This window comes from Salinivibrio sp. IB643 (assembly GCF_001996105.1).
Classification (GTDB): Bacteria; Pseudomonadota; Gammaproteobacteria; order Enterobacterales; family Vibrionaceae; genus Salinivibrio; species Salinivibrio costicola.
This window is the reverse complement of sequence record NZ_MUFF01000006.1, coordinates 13881-30189: the sequence shown is the minus strand read 5'-3', so window position 1 is coordinate 30189 and position 16309 is coordinate 13881. Positions and strand designations below refer to the sequence as shown.

General features: G+C 50.0%; 16 protein-coding genes. 1 reads left to right on the top strand and 15 read right to left on the bottom strand.

Annotation, left to right across the window (positions count from 1 at the left end):
• Positions 1-169 precede the first annotated feature (169 nt).
• Positions 170-1525, top strand: a complete 1356-nt coding sequence (gene xseA / locus BZG77_RS03795; protein ID WP_077646421.1) for an exodeoxyribonuclease VII large subunit — start codon at positions 170-172, stop codon at positions 1523-1525.
• A 400-nt stretch (positions 1526-1925) separates the two neighbouring features.
• Here xseA and der read toward each other — a convergent pair whose 3' ends face one another.
• The 15 genes from der to iscA all read right to left on the bottom strand — a co-directional run bounded on the left by der (position 1926) and on the right by iscA (position 16298).
• Positions 1926-3431: a ribosome biogenesis GTPase Der gene (gene der / locus BZG77_RS03785; protein ID WP_077646255.1), complete on the bottom strand. Its 1506-nt coding sequence runs from the start codon at positions 3429-3431 to the stop codon at positions 1926-1928.
• 93 nt (positions 3432-3524) lie between these two features.
• The gene (bamB, locus tag BZG77_RS03780) at positions 3525-4682 is read right to left on the bottom strand and encodes an outer membrane protein assembly factor BamB (protein WP_077646254.1); all 1158 of its coding nucleotides are present in this window, start codon (positions 4680-4682) and stop codon (positions 3525-3527) included.
• Positions 4683-4691: 9 nt separating this feature from the next.
• Positions 4692-5285 carry a YfgM family protein gene (locus tag BZG77_RS03775; RefSeq protein WP_077646253.1) on the bottom strand — a complete coding sequence of 198 codons (594 nt, stop codon included), beginning with the start codon at positions 5283-5285 and terminating at the stop codon, positions 4692-4694.
• A gap of 12 nt (positions 5286-5297) precedes the next feature.
• Positions 5298-6566, bottom strand: coding sequence for a histidine--tRNA ligase (hisS, locus tag BZG77_RS03770; protein ID WP_028569626.1), 1269 nt, complete (start codon positions 6564-6566; stop codon positions 5298-5300).
• A 54-nt stretch (positions 6567-6620) separates the two neighbouring features.
• Positions 6621-7748, bottom strand: a complete 1128-nt coding sequence (gene ispG / locus BZG77_RS03765) for a flavodoxin-dependent (E)-4-hydroxy-3-methylbut-2-enyl-diphosphate synthase (RefSeq protein ID WP_021022930.1) — start codon at positions 7746-7748, stop codon at positions 6621-6623.
• 15 nt (positions 7749-7763) lie between these two features.
• Positions 7764-8756 carry a cytoskeleton protein RodZ gene (rodZ, locus tag BZG77_RS03760; protein WP_077646252.1) on the bottom strand — a complete coding sequence of 331 codons (993 nt, stop codon included), beginning with the start codon at positions 8754-8756 and terminating at the stop codon, positions 7764-7766.
• Positions 8746-9501 (bottom strand): type IV pilus biogenesis/stability protein PilW, encoded by a 756-nt coding sequence (gene pilW, locus BZG77_RS03755; protein WP_077646251.1) that lies wholly within the window; start codon positions 9499-9501, stop codon positions 8746-8748. The genes rodZ and pilW overlap by 11 nt, the downstream gene beginning before the upstream one ends.
• 28 nt (positions 9502-9529) lie before the next feature.
• Positions 9530-10651, bottom strand: a complete 1122-nt coding sequence (locus tag BZG77_RS03750; protein ID WP_021022927.1) for a bifunctional tRNA (adenosine(37)-C2)-methyltransferase TrmG/ribosomal RNA large subunit methyltransferase RlmN — start codon at positions 10649-10651, stop codon at positions 9530-9532.
• Positions 10652-10897: 246 nt separating this feature from the next.
• A complete protein-coding gene (ndk, locus tag BZG77_RS03745; protein WP_021022926.1) occupies positions 10898-11326 on the bottom strand; it encodes a nucleoside-diphosphate kinase in 429 nt (142 codons plus the stop codon).
• Positions 11327-11476: 150 nt separating this feature from the next.
• A complete protein-coding gene (gene pepB / locus BZG77_RS03740; RefSeq protein WP_077646250.1) occupies positions 11477-12778 on the bottom strand; it encodes an aminopeptidase PepB in 1302 nt (433 codons plus the stop codon).
• 203 nt (positions 12779-12981) lie between these two features.
• Entirely contained in the window at positions 12982-13182 is a 201-nt protein-coding gene (iscX, locus tag BZG77_RS03735) for a Fe-S cluster assembly protein IscX (protein WP_077460268.1), read from the bottom strand.
• A gap of 29 nt (positions 13183-13211) precedes the next feature.
• Complete coding sequence (gene fdx, locus BZG77_RS03730; protein ID WP_077646249.1) at positions 13212-13550, bottom strand: ISC system 2Fe-2S type ferredoxin; 339 nt, start codon at positions 13548-13550, stop codon at positions 13212-13214.
• Positions 13551-13552: 2 nt separating this feature from the next.
• On the bottom strand, positions 13553-15403 hold the full coding sequence (gene hscA, locus BZG77_RS03725; RefSeq protein ID WP_077646248.1) for a Fe-S protein assembly chaperone HscA: 1851 nt from the start codon (positions 15401-15403) through the stop codon (positions 13553-13555).
• A gap of 45 nt (positions 15404-15448) precedes the next feature.
• Positions 15449-15961 (bottom strand): co-chaperone HscB, encoded by a 513-nt coding sequence (hscB, locus tag BZG77_RS03720; RefSeq protein ID WP_077646247.1) that lies wholly within the window; start codon positions 15959-15961, stop codon positions 15449-15451.
• 13 nt (positions 15962-15974) lie between these two features.
• Positions 15975-16298, bottom strand: coding sequence for an iron-sulfur cluster assembly protein IscA (gene iscA, locus BZG77_RS03715; protein ID WP_021022920.1), 324 nt, complete (start codon positions 16296-16298; stop codon positions 15975-15977).
• Between the last annotated feature and the right edge of the window lie 11 nt (positions 16299-16309).

Here is a 16309-nt window from a genome sequence, read left to right as displayed (position 1 = left end):
CGATTGATTGTCCAAGACAGATTTAGTCGGTTGATTTATCAACGGATACATTGTTCATTTTTTCGCAATCGATTGCTTTGATCGCCTGGCTATCGTCATGCTGAGTCAGTTGGCATCCCAGTATACGGCAGGTAGTATGCGATCAGGTTTATCAAAAGGATCAGCGATTGTGACCGCGAGTAATCAACATATTTTGTCCGTTTCCCGCCTCAATGCGGAGGTGCGTCTTTGCTTAGAAAAAAACATTGGCATTGTCTGGCTAACGGGCGAACTCTCCAATTTTACCGCGGCAACGTCTGGCCATTGGTATTTGTCACTCAAAGACAACCAAAGCCAAGTGAAGTGTGCCATGTTTCGTGGTAACAATCGTCGCGTGACCTTTAAACCCAAAAATGGGGATCAAGTCCTGGTGCGCGCGCGTGTGTCTATGTACGAGCCTCGAGGCGACTATCAGCTAATCTTAGAAAGCATGCAGCCCGAAGGCGATGGACGACTGCAGCAGGCGTTTGAGCAACGTAAACAAGCGTTAGCCGCAGAAGGGTTATTCGCACAAACCGCTAAGCAAGCTTTGCCCGACCAACCAAAGCGCGTTGGCATAATCACCTCCAAAACCGGCGCTGCCTTGCATGATATTCTGAATGTACTTAAAAGACGGGACCCTAGCCTGCCGGTGGTGATTTATCCGACCCTGGTGCAAGGGCAAGATGCGGCAGTATCGATAGCGCAAGCGATCGGGCGCGCCAATAGCCGTCATGAGTGTGACGTACTGATTGTTGGTCGTGGCGGTGGGTCACTCGAGGATTTATGGTGCTTTAATGAAGAAATCGTCGCCCGTACTATCGCCGCGAGTCAGATCCCCATCGTCAGTGCCGTAGGCCATGAAGTGGATGTGACCATTGCTGACTTTGTTGCCGATGTTCGCGCCCCCACCCCATCAGCTGCCGCAGAGCTTGTTAGCCGTGATCTGAGTTATCGCTTGCAGCAATATCAGCAGCGCGAGCAAGCGCTTAAAAACGCGATCGGCACGCTACTTTATCGCCAGCAACGGGCACTGACGCAACACGAACACCGTTTGTCTCACCAACACCCCCGTCGTCGTCTGCAACAGCAAAGTCAGCATATTGATGAGCTGCAAAGGCGCATTCACCAAGGACTGACGAAACAGCTTTCACGATATAACCACCAGCTTAATGCCCTGGATAGCCGGTTACAACGCGTGACGCCTGAGCATCGTATTCATCAACATCAGGCTCAATTGGTACAGCACCATCAACGCCTCGTCCACGCGATGAACTCGCAATTGTCACACGCGCAGCAGCGACTTTTGACCTTGGTGGCGACCTTGGATGCCGTCAGTCCATTAGCGACGCTCTCTCGTGGCTATTCGATTAGCCGTGACAGTGATGGACGAATTATTAATAACATCAATCAACTGCATGAAGGCGATATCCTGCGCACCCAGCTCAGTAACGGCGAGATCACCAGCGTGGTACAACAGCGTCATCCAAGTCAGTCGGCTGATTAAACTCTGTACAATACACCTCTAACCGATCAGTAAGCGATCGAGCGATCTTGGGGTTAATTCCCCTTGATCAGCTTCCTACCCTGAAAAGAATATTTATCAATACACTTCCCGAAAGCATAAGTTACATATTCTGCATTTGGATTTTTATCGATATAAAAAACTAAAAAATAGTTTTTTGAATTAAAAATCCAGCATAAATGAAACGAGAGTGGCGTGAAGGGGTGATGCAATTATCGCCGCTCAAAACCTGCCCAGTCACGCGATAAGCTAAGATCCACGACATCACAGACGACGTGGCTTTAATGTGAGTATGATCACGAATGATAAAGTCAAGATCCAGGTTTGGATCGTTAAAAGTAGGCGGGATCAAAAAAGCCCAGCATCAAGGCTGGGCTTTCGTTTACTTCTTATTGCGGTTTTTAACTATGTCCATCAAGCGTTTGCGTTGACGTGACTGAGATAACGTCAGCTTTTCTTTTTTACCCTCATACGGGTTTTCACTGTTCTGGAACTGAATCTTTATCGGTGTGCCCATAATGTCTAAGGTTCGACGATAATAATTCATCAGATAGCGCTTATAGGAGTCTGGCAACTCACTCACCAAGTTACCATGGACGACCACAATGGGTGGGTTATATCCACCGGCGTGTGCATATTTTAGCTTCACTCGGCGGCCACGTATCATTGGAGGCTGATGGTCATCTTGCGCCATTTTCAAAATACGGGTTAGCATCGCGGTGCCGACACGTTTGGTCGCCGACTGATAGGCTTCTTGAATGGACTCAAACAAGTGACCGACACCGGTACCATGCAACGCAGAAATAAAGTGAACGCGTGCAAAGTCGACAAAACCAAGGCGACGATCCAGCTCGGATTTCACCCGCGTTTTAATCTCGCTATCTAAGCCATCCCACTTGTTAACCGCCAGCACGATCGAACGGCCCGCATTCAAGGCAAACCCTAGTAAGCTCAAGTCTTGATCAGATATATTTTCTCGCGCATCAATCACTAGCAGCACGACGTTCGCGTCTTCGATAGCCTTAAGTGTTTGAATAACAGAAAATTTTTCAACTTTTTCACTGACATGTTTACGACGACGTATACCGGCCGTATCAATCATCACGTACTCGCGCCCATCGCGCTCCATCGGGATATAAATGGAGTCTCGTGTGGTCCCCGGCATATCGTAAACGACGACTCGTTCTTCACCGAGCATGCGATTGGTCAAGGTCGATTTACCCACATTGGGGCGACCTATAATACCAATTTTAATCGGCAGTGATTGAAGGTAGGCGTACTCATTTTCTGCCTGCTCTTCTGTGTTCACGGCCGGGTTGTCTTGATCATCGATGTCATCTTGCTCATCGGTCAGGTCAACCAGACCTGTCTCTTCCTGCGCTTGCTGTAGCGCTTGTTCGGCAAAGGGCGTCAGAGCACGATTAATCAATCCGCTGACCCCACGACCGTGTGCGGCAGCAATTTGATACATGTTGTCCATGCCTAATTGCCAAAAGTCTGCGGTTGCGGTATCTGGGTCAATACCGTCTACTTTGTTGACGACCAAAAAGCTGGTTTTTTCGCGGACACGGATATGTTGAGCAATATCCCGATCAGCAGGTGTTAATCCTGCACGCCCGTCCACCATAAATAACACCACATCGGCTTCTTCAATCGCAGCAAGCGATTGTTCGGCCATTTTGGTTTCTACACCCTCTTCTGTACCATCAATCCCGCCGGTGTCGATCACGATAAATTCGTGCTCATCCAGCAATGCCTTGCCGTATTTTCGATCCCTGGTCAGTCCCGGAAAATCCGCTACTAATGCATCGCGCGTGCGGGTAAGACGGTTAAAGAGCGTCGATTTTCCCACATTCGGGCGCCCTACTAGGGCTATAACAGGAATCATGTAGACCTCTTAATTTTCATTCTCTTATCAATAAACAAGGCTCCCAACTGTCTATACAGCCAGGAGCCTAAATATAAAACTGGGTGGCTGATACTAGTCGATAGCCAGCTTTCTCAATTGGCCATCGCGTGTTATCACGATATAGCCATTATCGGTTTGCACGGGCGCCACCGCAATACCCTCGCCTTCAAGCGATTGCTGGGCAACAAAATCCCCAGTATCTGGATCGAGCCAATGCAAGTACCCTTGGCTATCTCCAACCACGAGATAACCATCGCTTGCCGCAGGCGCAGTTAATATGCGATACGCTAACTCACTGTTGCGCCATTTCTCTAAACCATTACGTGCATCTAATGCGACAATATTGTCTTTATCATCAATTAAATAAAGGCTATTACCCGCCGCAATAAAATCGTTGGCCGATGAAAAATCACGCTTCCATGCTGCTTTTCCCGAACGTAAATCAATCGACACTAACTGCCCATTATAGCCCACGGCATACAAACGGTCGCCATCAATCACAGGGGTCGCATCCACATCAACAAGACGATCAATTTCGGTCGCCCCTTTGGGTGTCGAAATCGGAATTTGCCAAATAGAGCGACCCGTTTCGATCATCGCGGCGCCAAGACGACCATTCGCCATCCCCCAGAATACACCGCCTGAGACGGTAACGGGGGCACTCTCGCCGCGCAAACTTAGATTAGGGACATCATTGGCGTTACTCCACTGAGGCTCACCCGATTCCGCATCAAGCGCAACCAACTCACCGCGGCTGGTATTAACGATCACCATACCAGCATCGACCAAAGGCTTGGCCAGGATTTCACCGTTCACATTTTGCTGCCAAAGGCGCTCGCCTGTTTCAGCATCCAAGGCATACAGTTCGCCGGTTTCTCCGCCAACATACACCTTACCGTAGGACGCACTTAGCCCACCAGATAACAACGCTGGCGTCTCAGTTTGCACCGACTGCTGCCAAATACGCTCGCCGCTTTCAAGATCAAACGCAGCCACTTCTCCCTGGCGGTCAGCGGCGAATACCTTATCGTACGCGACCGTCGGTTGAAGGGCCGAATAATATTGCCCGACACCATCACCGACTTGGGCTTGCCAAATCTGTGATGATGCAATTTTATCCGTTACAGTGGGTAATGGTGCCATTTGCACAACATCTTCTTCACCCGCACAACCGGTCAATATCGCCAAAGTCGTGGCCACAGCGGCTATGCGCCATAATCCTTTTTTCATACCGCGCCCTTATTGACTGAGGTTATCGAGCTTCATCGTGACGGTTGGACTCGCTCCTGCCTCAAGCGAGGCGGTATAGGCATCACGAGCGGCCTCACTGTCCCCTTGGCGAAGCAAAATATCACCGCGAATTTCCTGTACTTTGGCTGTCCAACTTGACGCGGTCACTTTATCCAGTTCACTCAGTGCCGCGTCATACTGACCCAGCTCCGCGTTCACACGCGCTAAGCGCGTGGTTACCAACCCATAGAGCGCATCATCATTTAACGCTTGCTGGGCCGTTTGCAACTGTTTACGTGCACTGTCTAGCTCTCCCTGTTGAACCTGTTTCTTTGCCAGGTTAAGTGCCGCCAGCGCTTGATAGCCTTCATGCCCCTCGAGCTGGCTCAGTGCCGTGCCATCACCGCTCTCGATACTGTTCAAAGTTTGTTCGTATTGTTGAGAGGCTTGTTCCTTACTTTCGACCTGTTGCGACTGGAAATAACGCCAGCCGTACAAGGCACCTAAGCCGACAACAGCGCCGATTACAACCGCTTTCCCGTTATCTCGCCACCACTTTTTAATGGCTTCAACTTGCTGCTCTTCTGTGGTGTAGACGTCCACGATCTGTCCTCTCTAAATCAATGCTTTTAATGTCGCAGCGATCTGATCCTGCTTCAGAGTTTGTTGCTCGCCGCCTTTTAAATCTTTTAGCGCTACCGTTTGATTAGCGACTTCGTCTTCGCCCAAAACCAATGCGACGGATGCGCCGACTTTGTCTGCACGTTTAAATTGCTTTTTAAAACTGCCACCACCAAAGTGCGACATAACGCGTAACCCCGGCACTTGCTCACGCAGGTTTTCGGCTAGTTTCATCCCAGCGGCTAAGGCGCCCTCGCCTGCCGTCACCATGTATACATCCACCACTGGGCGGATATCATCTTGGCTCAGGTTTTCGAGCATCAAGACTAAGCGCTCAAGGCCCATTGCAAACCCGACCGCCGGTGTTGCCTTACCACCGAGTTGTTCAACCAAACCATCGTAGCGGCCGCCGCCACACACCGTGCCCTGCGCGCCTAAGCTATCGGTAATCCACTCAAAGACCGTGCGGTTGTAATAATCAAGTCCACGTACTAGACGGTGATTCACTTGGTATTCGATACCTGCCGCGTCCAAGAGTTCACACAATCCAGCAAAATGTTGTTTTGACTCGTCATCCAGATAATCACTGAGCTTTGGCGCATCAACAAGAATCGCCTGGATATCCGCGTTTTTGGTATCTAATACACGTAGCGGATTGGTCTGCATGCGACGTTTACTGTCCTCATCCAACACCGATTCGTGCTGCATCAGAAAAGCAACCAGTGCTTGGCGATAATCCGCACGCGCTTGCGGCGAACCAATGGAGTTAAGTTCTAAACGTACGTGTTCAGCAATCCCCAGCTCACGCCACATCCGGGCCGTCATCATGATCAATTCGGCATCAACGTCGGGACCATTCAAGCCAAACACTTCCACCCCAAATTGATGAAATTGACGATAGCGGCCTTTTTGTGGACGTTCATGACGGAACATTGGCCCGGTATACCACAAACGGTGTTCCTGGTTATAGAGTAAGCCGTTTTCGATCCCTGCGCGGACACAACCCGCCGTGCCTTCAGGTCGTAGCGTTAGGCTGTCACCGTTTCGATCATCAAAGGTGTACATTTCTTTTTCGACAACGTCGGTCACTTCACCAATCGCACGGCTAAACAGATGTGTTGCTTCGACGATAGGCATACGTACTTCACTGTAGCCATAGGCACTGACGACCTGTTTAATCGTATTTTCGAGCTTCTGCCACAAAGGAGATTGAGAAGGGAGGCAGTCATTCATGCCTCGGATTGCTTGAATTGTTTTAGCCACGTTAACTTCCGTTACCGATATCATATATAAAAGGGGAAAAGGCAGCCTGATGGCTTAGCCTTCTTGATCGATTTGAGACACCTTGATGCGGTTGCGCTCATCCATCATCGCCGCTTTGGCGCGGATTTTTGCTTCTAACTCATCCACCAAGTTGTCATTGGTAAAGCGCTCTTTTTGACGTTTGCCGTCGAGATAATAAGCACTGCGCTTGTTGCCACCAGCAAGGCCAAGATGTGACGCTTCGGCTTCGCCTGGGCCATTGACAACGCAACCAATGATTGAAACGTCCATTGGCGTCAGAATATCTTCTACGCGCTGTTCAAGCGCATTCACGGTGCCGATGACGTCAAATTCCTGACGAGAGCAGCTTGGGCAGGCGATAAAATTCACCCCGCGTGAGCGAATTCGGAGGGATTTAAGAATATCAAACCCAACTTTAATTTCTTCAACAGGATCGGCCGCTAACGACACACGCAACGTATCGCCAATACCTTCAGCGAGTAACATGCCTAGCCCAACCGATGATTTTACCGCCCCTGCGCGCGCACCACCTGCTTCGGTGATCCCGAGGTGAAGAGGTTGCTCAATCTGTTGTGCTAATTTGCGGTAGGATTCCACCGCTAAAAAAACGTCTGATGCTTTCACACTGACTTTAAATTGGTCGAAGTTGAGTCGATCGAGAATATCAACATGACGCATCGCGGATTCTACCAGCGCGTCTGGCGTTGGCTCACCGTATTTTTCCTGGAGATCACGTTCTAGCGAGCCACCGTTCACACCAATTCGAATCGGGATGTTTTTATCGCGAGCAGCATCGACCACCGCACGGATGCGCTCTTCTTTACCGATATTGCCAGGGTTGATCCGTAAACAATCGACACCGTATTCAGCGACCTTAAGCGCGATACGATAGTCAAAGTGAATATCTGCCACTAACGGGATCGACGTTTGCGCTTTAATTGTTTTAAAGGCTTCAGCGGCATCCATGGTGGGGACCGACACGCGAACAATGTCTGCACCCACATTTTCGAGCGCTTTTATTTGCGCCACGGTTGCCTCAACATCCGTGGTGCGCGTATTGGTCATTGATTGCACTGCAATGGGCGCACCATCACCAATCGGCACATTGCCCACATTGATACGTTTGGACGGACGACGTTTAATCGGATTTTCGTTGTGCATATTGACGTTCTCTGATTACTGCGGAAGGCGCAACCGAGCTACTTGCCCGGTTGGATAGCCATCAAGATCAATATTGTCGCCATTAAAGGTAATGTTCACCACACTTGGCGCCCCGAGTACCAATTGGTACGGCGTTTCACCAGTTAAGATAATTTGCTCACCTTCAGCTTTTATTCCTGTCGCCAAGCGTTCGCCATTGGCATCACGCACATCAATCCAGCAATCGCCAGTAAAGGTCATGACCAAGCGGTTTTCGTTGGCGCTTGCGGTTGTTTTTGCTGCCGGATCCGTCACTGGCGCTTGCGCTGTTTCCTGACGACTCGCTGCGTCAGTCGTTTGCGCTCCCATTTGTGTCTTAGCGGCTGATGTCTCATCAGAGGTAGACACAGGATTCGATTGCCCCTCATCACTGGCTTTGGCCGCGGATTCTCCCGGCTGCGGCGCATCGACAGCTTTAGCAGGCTCAGTGTCGAGTTCATCGGTGGTCAGTTGGGGCTCGGCCGCAATCACAGCACTATCTTGGTCAGAAGGGGTCGTCACTAACTCATCGACTTGTTCGCTATCCAGCTGCGTGGGTAACGATGTCATCGCTTGTTGATTTTGCCAATACCACACGCCAGTAATACCCACCGCAATAGCAATGATCACCCAAGACAACCACATCAAACGGCTTTCACTCCTTTGCCGTCGTGTCTTGCGCGAAAAGCTTTGCATTTTCTGAACCGTTGCCGCACTGCTTGCTTCCATATTGCTGTCACCGAGAAGCTGGTCGGCGTCGATTTGCATTAACTTGGCATAGGATCGCAAATAGCCACGCGTAAACGTGGCCAGTTGATCCATATCTGGATTATTGCTTTCGAGGTCCTCGATGACACTGACGCGCAATCGCAGTCGGTCAGCCACATCGCGAACACTCCAGCCCATTTTTTCTCGCGCTTGCTTTAATACTTCCCCGGGCGCAGGTTGCGTATCTTTGTGCGCGTGTTCTTCCGTCTGTTCAGTATTCATTCGCTAAGTACAATTGATATTCTTTGGATTCTGGAAACTGGTGCGCCAATCGCTGAGCATCATGGGCAGCTCGCTCCGTGTTGCCTTGTTGCTGATAAGCTTTGACCAACAATAATAGTCCGCTGGGATGGACACCAACGCGTTTATGGAGTCGTTTGATACGCGTAATGGCATCTGTCTCTTGCCCTCGTTCTATCTCTAACTTGGCAAGTTGTAATCCTGCGCGGACATTCAGCGGGTCTTGCTCAGTCGCTTTTTCCAACAAGGCCTTCGCGCTCTTGGTATCGCCCGCTTTTAGCTGGCAGAACGCGGCATTTTCATAACTGTCTGACACGCGATGATAATACGGTTGTGCGACGGCTTGCAAAAATGCCTCTTTTGCCTCAGCAAAACGCTGTTGTTCGCACAAAAATACACCGTAGTTATTATACACATCGCCTTTTTTAGACGCCTGCGATAACGCTTTTTGATATAAACGGTCCGCTTGGTCGGTTTCACCGACACGTTGTTGATAATACGCCATAGACAGCGAGGTACGATAGTAATTAGGCGCATATTGGTGTGCTTGCTGCAAGTTTTGCTGCGCTTGTTGATAGCGATCACTGTTTAAGTAACCTAACCCCAATGAAATTCGTGCCTCGGCCGCCTGAATCTTATCAAACTTAGCGTCGTTTTGCTGTGAAACTGGCGAGGCACAACCTGCCAACGTGATAATCAACCCCCATACCCAGCCAGTTTTTACCATGCTCTTCCCTTATAAAGACCTATAATGCTTAGACGGGTCGAACAGGGATCACCTCCTGCGCACCCAGTCGCTTTTCGGCGCGTTTTGTCCGGTCGACAATGTCTCCGGCTAATTGGCCACACGCCGCATCAATATCATCGCCGCGCGTTTTACGCACCGTGACCGTAAAATCGTATTCCATTAAGGTTTTCATAAACCTATCAATACGAGAGTTACTTGGTTTATTGAATGGCGATCCAGGATACGGGTTAAATGGGATCAGGTTAATCTTCGCCGGTGTATCTTTCAACAGCTCTGCGAGTTGGCGCGCATGCTCCATGTAGTCATTCACATGATCGAGCAAAATATATTCAACCGTGACACGACCACGGTTGGCATTCGAGGTTTCAATATAACGATGCACCACATCTAAGAAAGCGTCGATATCCCAGCGATCGTTAATCGGCATAATTTGGCTACGCAGTTCATCATTCGGCGCGTGCAGTGAAATCGCTAGCGCAACATCAATTTTACCAATCATCTGCTCCAAGCCAGACACCACACCGGAAGTCGATACCGTGACACGACGCTTCGACAAGCCATAGGCATTATCATCGAGCATCAGGTTGAGTGATGGCAGCAGGTTTTTCATGTTCAGCAACGGCTCGCCCATCCCCATCATCACCACATTGGTAATAGGACGGCGTCCGGTTTCTTTTTCGATACCAATTTCTTTTGCGGCACGCCAAACCTGGCCAATAATTTCAGAAACCCGCAAATTACGGTTAAAACCCTGCGCACCGGTCGAGCAAAACTTGCAGTCGAGCGCACAACCAACCTGAGAGGAAACACACAATGTTGCCCGGTCATCTTCAGGGATATACACGGTTTCCACATCTTGACCGCCCACTCGCATCGCCCATTTAATGGTGCCATCTTTTGAGTAATGCGCTTCACTCACTTCAGGGGCTTTAACCTCGGCGACCAGCTTGAGCTTTTCACGTAACTTCTTGTTGATGTTGTTCATTTCATCGAAGTCATCGCAACCAAAATGATACATCCACTTCATGACTTGGTCAGCGCGGAAGGCTTTTTCACCGAGCTCATCGGCGAAATAGGCACGCAATCCTTGCCTGTCAAAATCAAGCAGATTTACTTTCTCTGTCGTCATTGGGGTTGCCTCGTAAAAACTAGCTATATGGTAAGACACGGGTATTGGCCTGGCGTTCTCGAGTGAATACACCTTGAATTTAGTCAAGATCCCTGTTCGGAACGCGCTTAAGGCGCGAAATTGTACAGGCTTTAGATCACACTTTCCACTCTCTATGAGCGTGGTTATTCAGGTAAGAGGCAGGAGAAGAACAAAACAAAAAAGAGGCTCGCGCCTCTTTATAAACCTTTTATATCCGTCTTTGCATTAACAACGAGGATGAATCTCATCCGCGGTGAAAAAATACGCAATTTCACGTTCAGCCGAGCCTGGGCTATCCGAGCCATGTACGGAGTTATATTGCATACTTTCCGCGTAGTCAGCGCGCAATGTCCCGCAAGCCGCTTCTTCAGGGTTAGTTTTGCCCATCAACTCACGATAACGGTTAATGGCACCCTCGCCTTCCAACACCTGCACCATAATCGGTCCAGAGGTCATAAACTCGACTAAGGACGCAAAGAAAGGTTTACCTTGGTGCTCAGCATAAAACCCCTCAGCCTGTTCTTTGCTAAGGTGTAACATTTTCGCTGCCACGATACGTAAGCCAGCACTTTCGATACGCTGATAAAGCGTACCAATCAAGTTACGCTCTACGGCATCAGGTTTGACGATAGAAAAAGTGCGTTCAATGGTCATTCGCTTGTCCTTTTACTGTCTAAATCAGGCTCACTAGGAGCAACAACGCGCTTACCCTAGCAAACTTTGTTGTCTGCCCCTATCAGCAATGCGGTGAAGCGTTAACTCACACAAAAAATTCCTTAACACCTCACCGATTCATTGATGAGGTTATTTGGCTTCATCCAATAACACACGCGCCAAGGTTTTCACGCCCATTCCGGTGGCACCGACCGCCCATTTGTCACTGGCGGCTTTACGATAAGTCCCCGAACAGTCGATGTGCATCCAGCCTTTTTGGTAATCTTCGACAAAATACGATAAAAACGCGGCGGCCGTGCTCGCACCTGGCATGTATGCGCCCATCGATGCATTGGCGATATCGGCAAATGAGGACGGAAGCAGTTGACGATGGAACTCGCCCAATGGCAATGGCCACATCCCCTCACCCTCTTGCTGTGCCGCCTCAAGGGTACGATGGGCGAGCTTATCATCAAAGCTAAACAATGCGTGATAATCGTTACCCAATGCGGCTTTTGCTGAGCCCGTCAGGGTGGCGCAATCAATTAAGAGTTCAGGCTTTTGCTCACTGGCATACATTAAGCCATCCGCGAGCACCAAGCGTCCTTCGGCGTCGGTATTCAATACTTCAACCGTCACGCCGTTTTTGTAAGTGATAATATCACCTAGCTTGTAGGCACTGCTTGAGATCATGTTCTCTGCACAGCAAAGCACTAATTTCACGCGCTTATTTAGGCCCTTCGCTACTGCCATCGCTAATGCGCCTGTCGCGGTTGCCGAGCCACCCATATCGGCTTTCATGGTGGTCATAAAATCTGAGCCTTTGATGCTATAGCCGCCGGAATCAAAGGTGATCCCTTTTCCGACTAAGCATGCATAAACCGGTGCATCCGGATCGCCGGTCGGGTTGTAGTCCAATTGCAACATGGTCGGTTTACGGGCAGAGCCTCGTCCAACGGTATAGATGCCGTGCCAGCCTTTTTCTAACAGATCCGTGCCTGAAATAATCTTGTAAGTGACATGCTCCGGCTCCGGTGCCATCGATTTTACAAATTCCCCTGCGCGGGCAACCAACTGATGCGGACCGACTTCTTCTGCCGGTTGGTTGATAATATCGCGCACCCAGTCACCGACAGTTTGCCGAAGTTCGAACTCCTTGGTGTCTGTGTCATTTAAGACCGCTTGCGCAAAAGCCACTTTATTTTTAGGACCGCGAAGCCCTTGGTAAAAGGCCCACACTAATTCAAGATCCCAATGCTCGCCGGTCAGCGTCAGTGCAGGGACACCTTGCCCCTCGAGTTTACGCGCGGCTTGTTGCACCTTATCTCGTTGATTGGTGTCGCTCGGTGCATGGATAAGCGCTTTATCGGCGTCAAAAGAGACCAGCGCATTATCGCCCCATTGTGCGGCTGCCGGCTGATGCGACAGGGTTACTTTTAATGTTTCTGACATTTTGTACTCCTTGTACTGTCGCGCTGTTTTTTACTGTACAGCGTGTTTGACTGGGCAGCGTACGTTGAGTACATGGCACCCAGTGGAATAAAAAAAGCGAACCGATGGGCCCGCTTTTGGTAATAAATCTATTTGGCCGTCAATACTGTGCCGAGCCGGTGACAATAACACAAGTATTATCAATCACTCACGAGAGCTATCCCTCAGTCTTGCTCATCCATCCAGCACATAATGATCGCTTCCAAAATCCGTTCATTCGAGCGCTCAGGATCATCGTCAAAGTCATCCAGTTCGGTGATCCATTGATGCAAGTCGGTAAAACGCACTGTTTTAGGATCGACATCTGGGTAAGCGTCACACAGCTCAATCGCAATATCGAGTGAATCCGTCCATTTTAAACTCATTTTGCTTCTCCGTCCGTTACAGCATTAGATTAATGATTTTCCGCTGCATGGTTTAGGGTGTAGCGTGGAATTTCGACCACCAGATCTTCATCGGTAATTCTCGCCTGACAGCCCAAGCGAGACTCTGGCTCAAGTCCCCATGCTTTATCGAGCATGTCATCTTCAAGCTCATCACTTTCGTCGAGCGAGTCAAAGCCTTCGCGAACCACAATGTGACAGGTAGTACACGCGCAAGACTTTTCACACGCGTGCTCGATGCCAATGCCATTTTTTAGCGCCACATCGAGGACGGTCTCCCCTTCTTTCCCTTCCAGTTCCGCACCTTCTGGGCATAACTCGTGGTGCGGCAGAACAATAATCTTAGGCATGATTACACCTCATCAATGGATTGACCGGCCAACGCATTACGAATCGATTTGTCCATACGACGTGCCGCAAAGGTCTGGCTGGCTTTATCTAGTGCTTTGATTCCCGCTTCAATGGCAGCGCCATCATCGCCGTTACGCAGCGCGATCAATGTTTCAATTTCGTTCACGAGCGCTTGTTGCTCATTATGATCGAGCAAGGGGTCACCGTCTTGTTGCATGGCGACCAGTAGGCCTTCGATCACCCGATCGGCTTCAACGCGTTGCTCCGCCAAATAGCGGGCATCTTTGTCTTCTTCCGCATGGGTAAATGATGATTTGATCATGTTGGCGATTTCGTCATCATTGAGCCCGTAAGACGGTTTAACCTGGATCGACGAGGCCACACCAGTCGACTTTTCCATGGCCGACACAGACAGCAAACCGTCGGCATCCACTTGGTAGGTTACGCGGACATGGGCTGCCCCTGCGGTCATCGGTGGAATGCCTTTTAAGGAGAAACGCGCCAACGAGCGGCAATCATCCACCATTTCACGTTCACCTTGTACCACGTGCACTTTCATGCCGGTTTGACCGTCTTTAAACGTGGTGAACTCTTGGGCTTTCGCCACAGGAATGGTGGTATTGCGTGGAATGATTTTTTCTACCAAGCCGCCCATGGTTTCAATACCGAGCGAAAGCGGGATCACGTCCAGCAACAACATGTCAGAATCGGGCTTATTGCCGACCAAAATATCCGCTTGTGTTGCGGCACCTATCGCGACCACTTTATCTGGGTCGATACTGGTTAACGGTTCACGACCAAAGAAGTCGCCGACTTGATGGCGAACAGCCGGTACCCGGGTTGACCCGCCGACCATCACGACTTCTAGGATTTCATCGGCACTGACGCCGGCGTCTTTAAGCGCACGACGGCACGACATCAAGGTCTTTTTAACCAAAGGGGCGACCAAGGCATCAAAGGTGTCACGTGTCAGCGTACCTTGCCAACCGAGTACGTCAATGTCGGTACTAGCGGAGGAAGACAATGCGATTTTAGCCTGTGTCGCTGCGTGGAGCACCGTACGGCGCTCATCACCACTGAGGGTTTCAAACCCGGCTTGCTCACAGATCCATTGCTCGAGCAGGTGGTCAAAATCATCCCCACCTAGTGCTGAATCGCCCCCGGTGGCCATGACTTCAAACACGCCTTGGGAGAGACGGAGAATCGATATATCGAAGGTCCCGCCCCCGAGATCATACACAGCAATCACGCCCTCTTGGCCCGAGTCGAGCCCGTAAGCAATGGCCGCTGCGGTTGGCTCATTGAGTAAACGGAGTACATTCAGGCCCGCGAGTGTCGCGGCATCTTTGGTGCCTGCTCGCTGCGCATCATCAAAATAAGCTGGAACAGTGATCACCACGCCTTCAAGCGCATCACCCAAGCTGACTTCTGCACGTTCACGTACCGCCCGCAAAATATCGGACGAGCCTTGAACTGGGTTGATGGATCCACGTCGTGTCTCGACTTGTGGCAGGCCATTTTCAGTTTGTGAAAACCGATAAGGAAGTTGCGGATAACGTGTCTGGACGTCATCCAAAGAGCGTCCCATCATGCGCTTGACCGATACCAAGGTGTTGGCACTATCCGTTTGCACATGAGGAAGGGCATCATAACCCACTGAAATGGCATCACCACCATAGTGGACCACCGACGGGATCAGTGATCGATCGTATTCATCGTTCAAGGTGGTTGCGACACCGCTTCGTACCGTGGCAACCAAAGTGTTGGTCGTACCCAAATCGATGCCGACTGCATGCTTGTGTTCATGCGGCGCGGCACTTTGACCGGGCTCTGAAATCTGTAACAGTGCCATGTCTAATCCTTAAACTTTACTGCGTTGACAGGCGAATAGTGCCGATCAGCTCATCAGCTGATCTTCGACGCGCTCCACTTCGGAGCGAAGCTTCTCTGCAAACTTAAGCTTGCGCACAATCACTGCCGCCTCTTGCCATTGAGAAGTAGCGAGTGCCTGCTTAACCTCTTTGATCAAGGCATCATAAAGCGCTTGTGCTTTTGCGCCAAAATCAAATAACGCAGCATCGTCTTGGCTATCAGTGATCGACTCCAGTTCTTCACGCAGTGTCATTTGCTGCATTAAGAACTCAGGATCCTGCATTGTTTGCTTTTCGTCTTTTATATCAATGCTTTGTAACGTCAGCATATATTCAGCGCGTCGAACGGGATCTTTCAACGTCTGAAACGCATCGTTAATTTGCGAGGCTTTCTGCACCGCCTGAAGACGCGTTTTATCGTCTTGGCTAGCAACGTTATCTGGGTGATACTGGCGTTGCAGCTCCCGAAACGTTGAAGAAAGCGAGCTACCGTCCAGCTCAAACTGATACGGTAGCCCGAAGAGTTCAAAATGATTCATGTGCTCTCACGTTTTACACGTTGAAGCTTTCGCCACAACCACATTCGCTACTGACGTTAGGGTTGTTGAACTGAAAACCTTCATTTAGGCCTTCTTTGACAAAATCTAACTCTGTCCCTTCGAGATAGAGCAAGCTCTTGCCATCGACGATTACCTTGACGTCATCGTATTCGAATACCTGATCACCTTCTTGAAGCTCATCAGCAAATTCAATGACATAGGCCATGCCAGAACATCCTGACGTCCGTACGCCAAGACGCAAGCCAATGCCTTTTCCACGGTTGTCTAGAAACGCTCTTACGCGATCTGATGCCGCTTGTGTCATGGTAATAGCCATAGTATCAACAA

Bases quoted from the DNA above. Each gene is read 5' to 3' on its own strand.
- der (WP_077646255.1), bottom strand. From the start codon at position 3,431: ATGATTCCTGTTATAGCCCTAGTAGGGCGCCCGAATGTGGGAAAATCG.
- bamB (WP_077646254.1), bottom strand. From the start codon at position 4,682: ATGAAAAAAGGATTATGGCGCATAGCCGCTGTGGCCACGACTTTGGCG.
- ispG (WP_021022930.1), bottom strand. From the start codon at position 7,748: ATGCACAACGAAAATCCGATTAAACGTCGTCCGTCCAAACGTATCAAT.
- rodZ (WP_077646252.1), bottom strand. From the start codon at position 8,756: ATGAATACTGAACAGACGGAAGAACACGCGCACAAAGATACGCAACCT.
- pilW (WP_077646251.1), bottom strand. From the start codon at position 9,501: ATGGTAAAAACTGGCTGGGTATGGGGGTTGATTATCACGTTGGCAGGT.
- BZG77_RS03750 (WP_021022927.1), bottom strand. From the start codon at position 10,651: ATGACGACAGAGAAAGTAAATCTGCTTGATTTTGACAGGCAAGGATTG.
- ndk (WP_021022926.1), bottom strand. From the start codon at position 11,326: ATGACCATTGAACGCACTTTTTCTATCGTCAAACCTGATGCCGTAGAG.
- pepB (WP_077646250.1), bottom strand. From the start codon at position 12,778: ATGTCAGAAACATTAAAAGTAACCCTGTCGCATCAGCCGGCAGCCGCA.
- iscX (WP_077460268.1), bottom strand. From the start codon at position 13,182: ATGAGTTTAAAATGGACGGATTCACTCGATATTGCGATTGAGCTGTGT.
- fdx (WP_077646249.1), bottom strand. From the start codon at position 13,550: ATGCCTAAGATTATTGTTCTGCCGCACCACGAGTTATGCCCAGAAGGT.
- hscA (WP_077646248.1), bottom strand. From the start codon at position 15,403: ATGGCACTGTTACAGATTTCAGAGCCCGGTCAAAGTGCCGCGCCGCAT.
- hscB (WP_077646247.1), bottom strand. From the start codon at position 15,961: ATGAATCATTTTGAACTCTTCGGGCTACCGTATCAGTTTGAGCTGGAC.
- iscA (WP_021022920.1), bottom strand. From the start codon at position 16,298: ATGGCTATTACCATGACACAAGCGGCATCAGATCGCGTAAGAGCGTTT.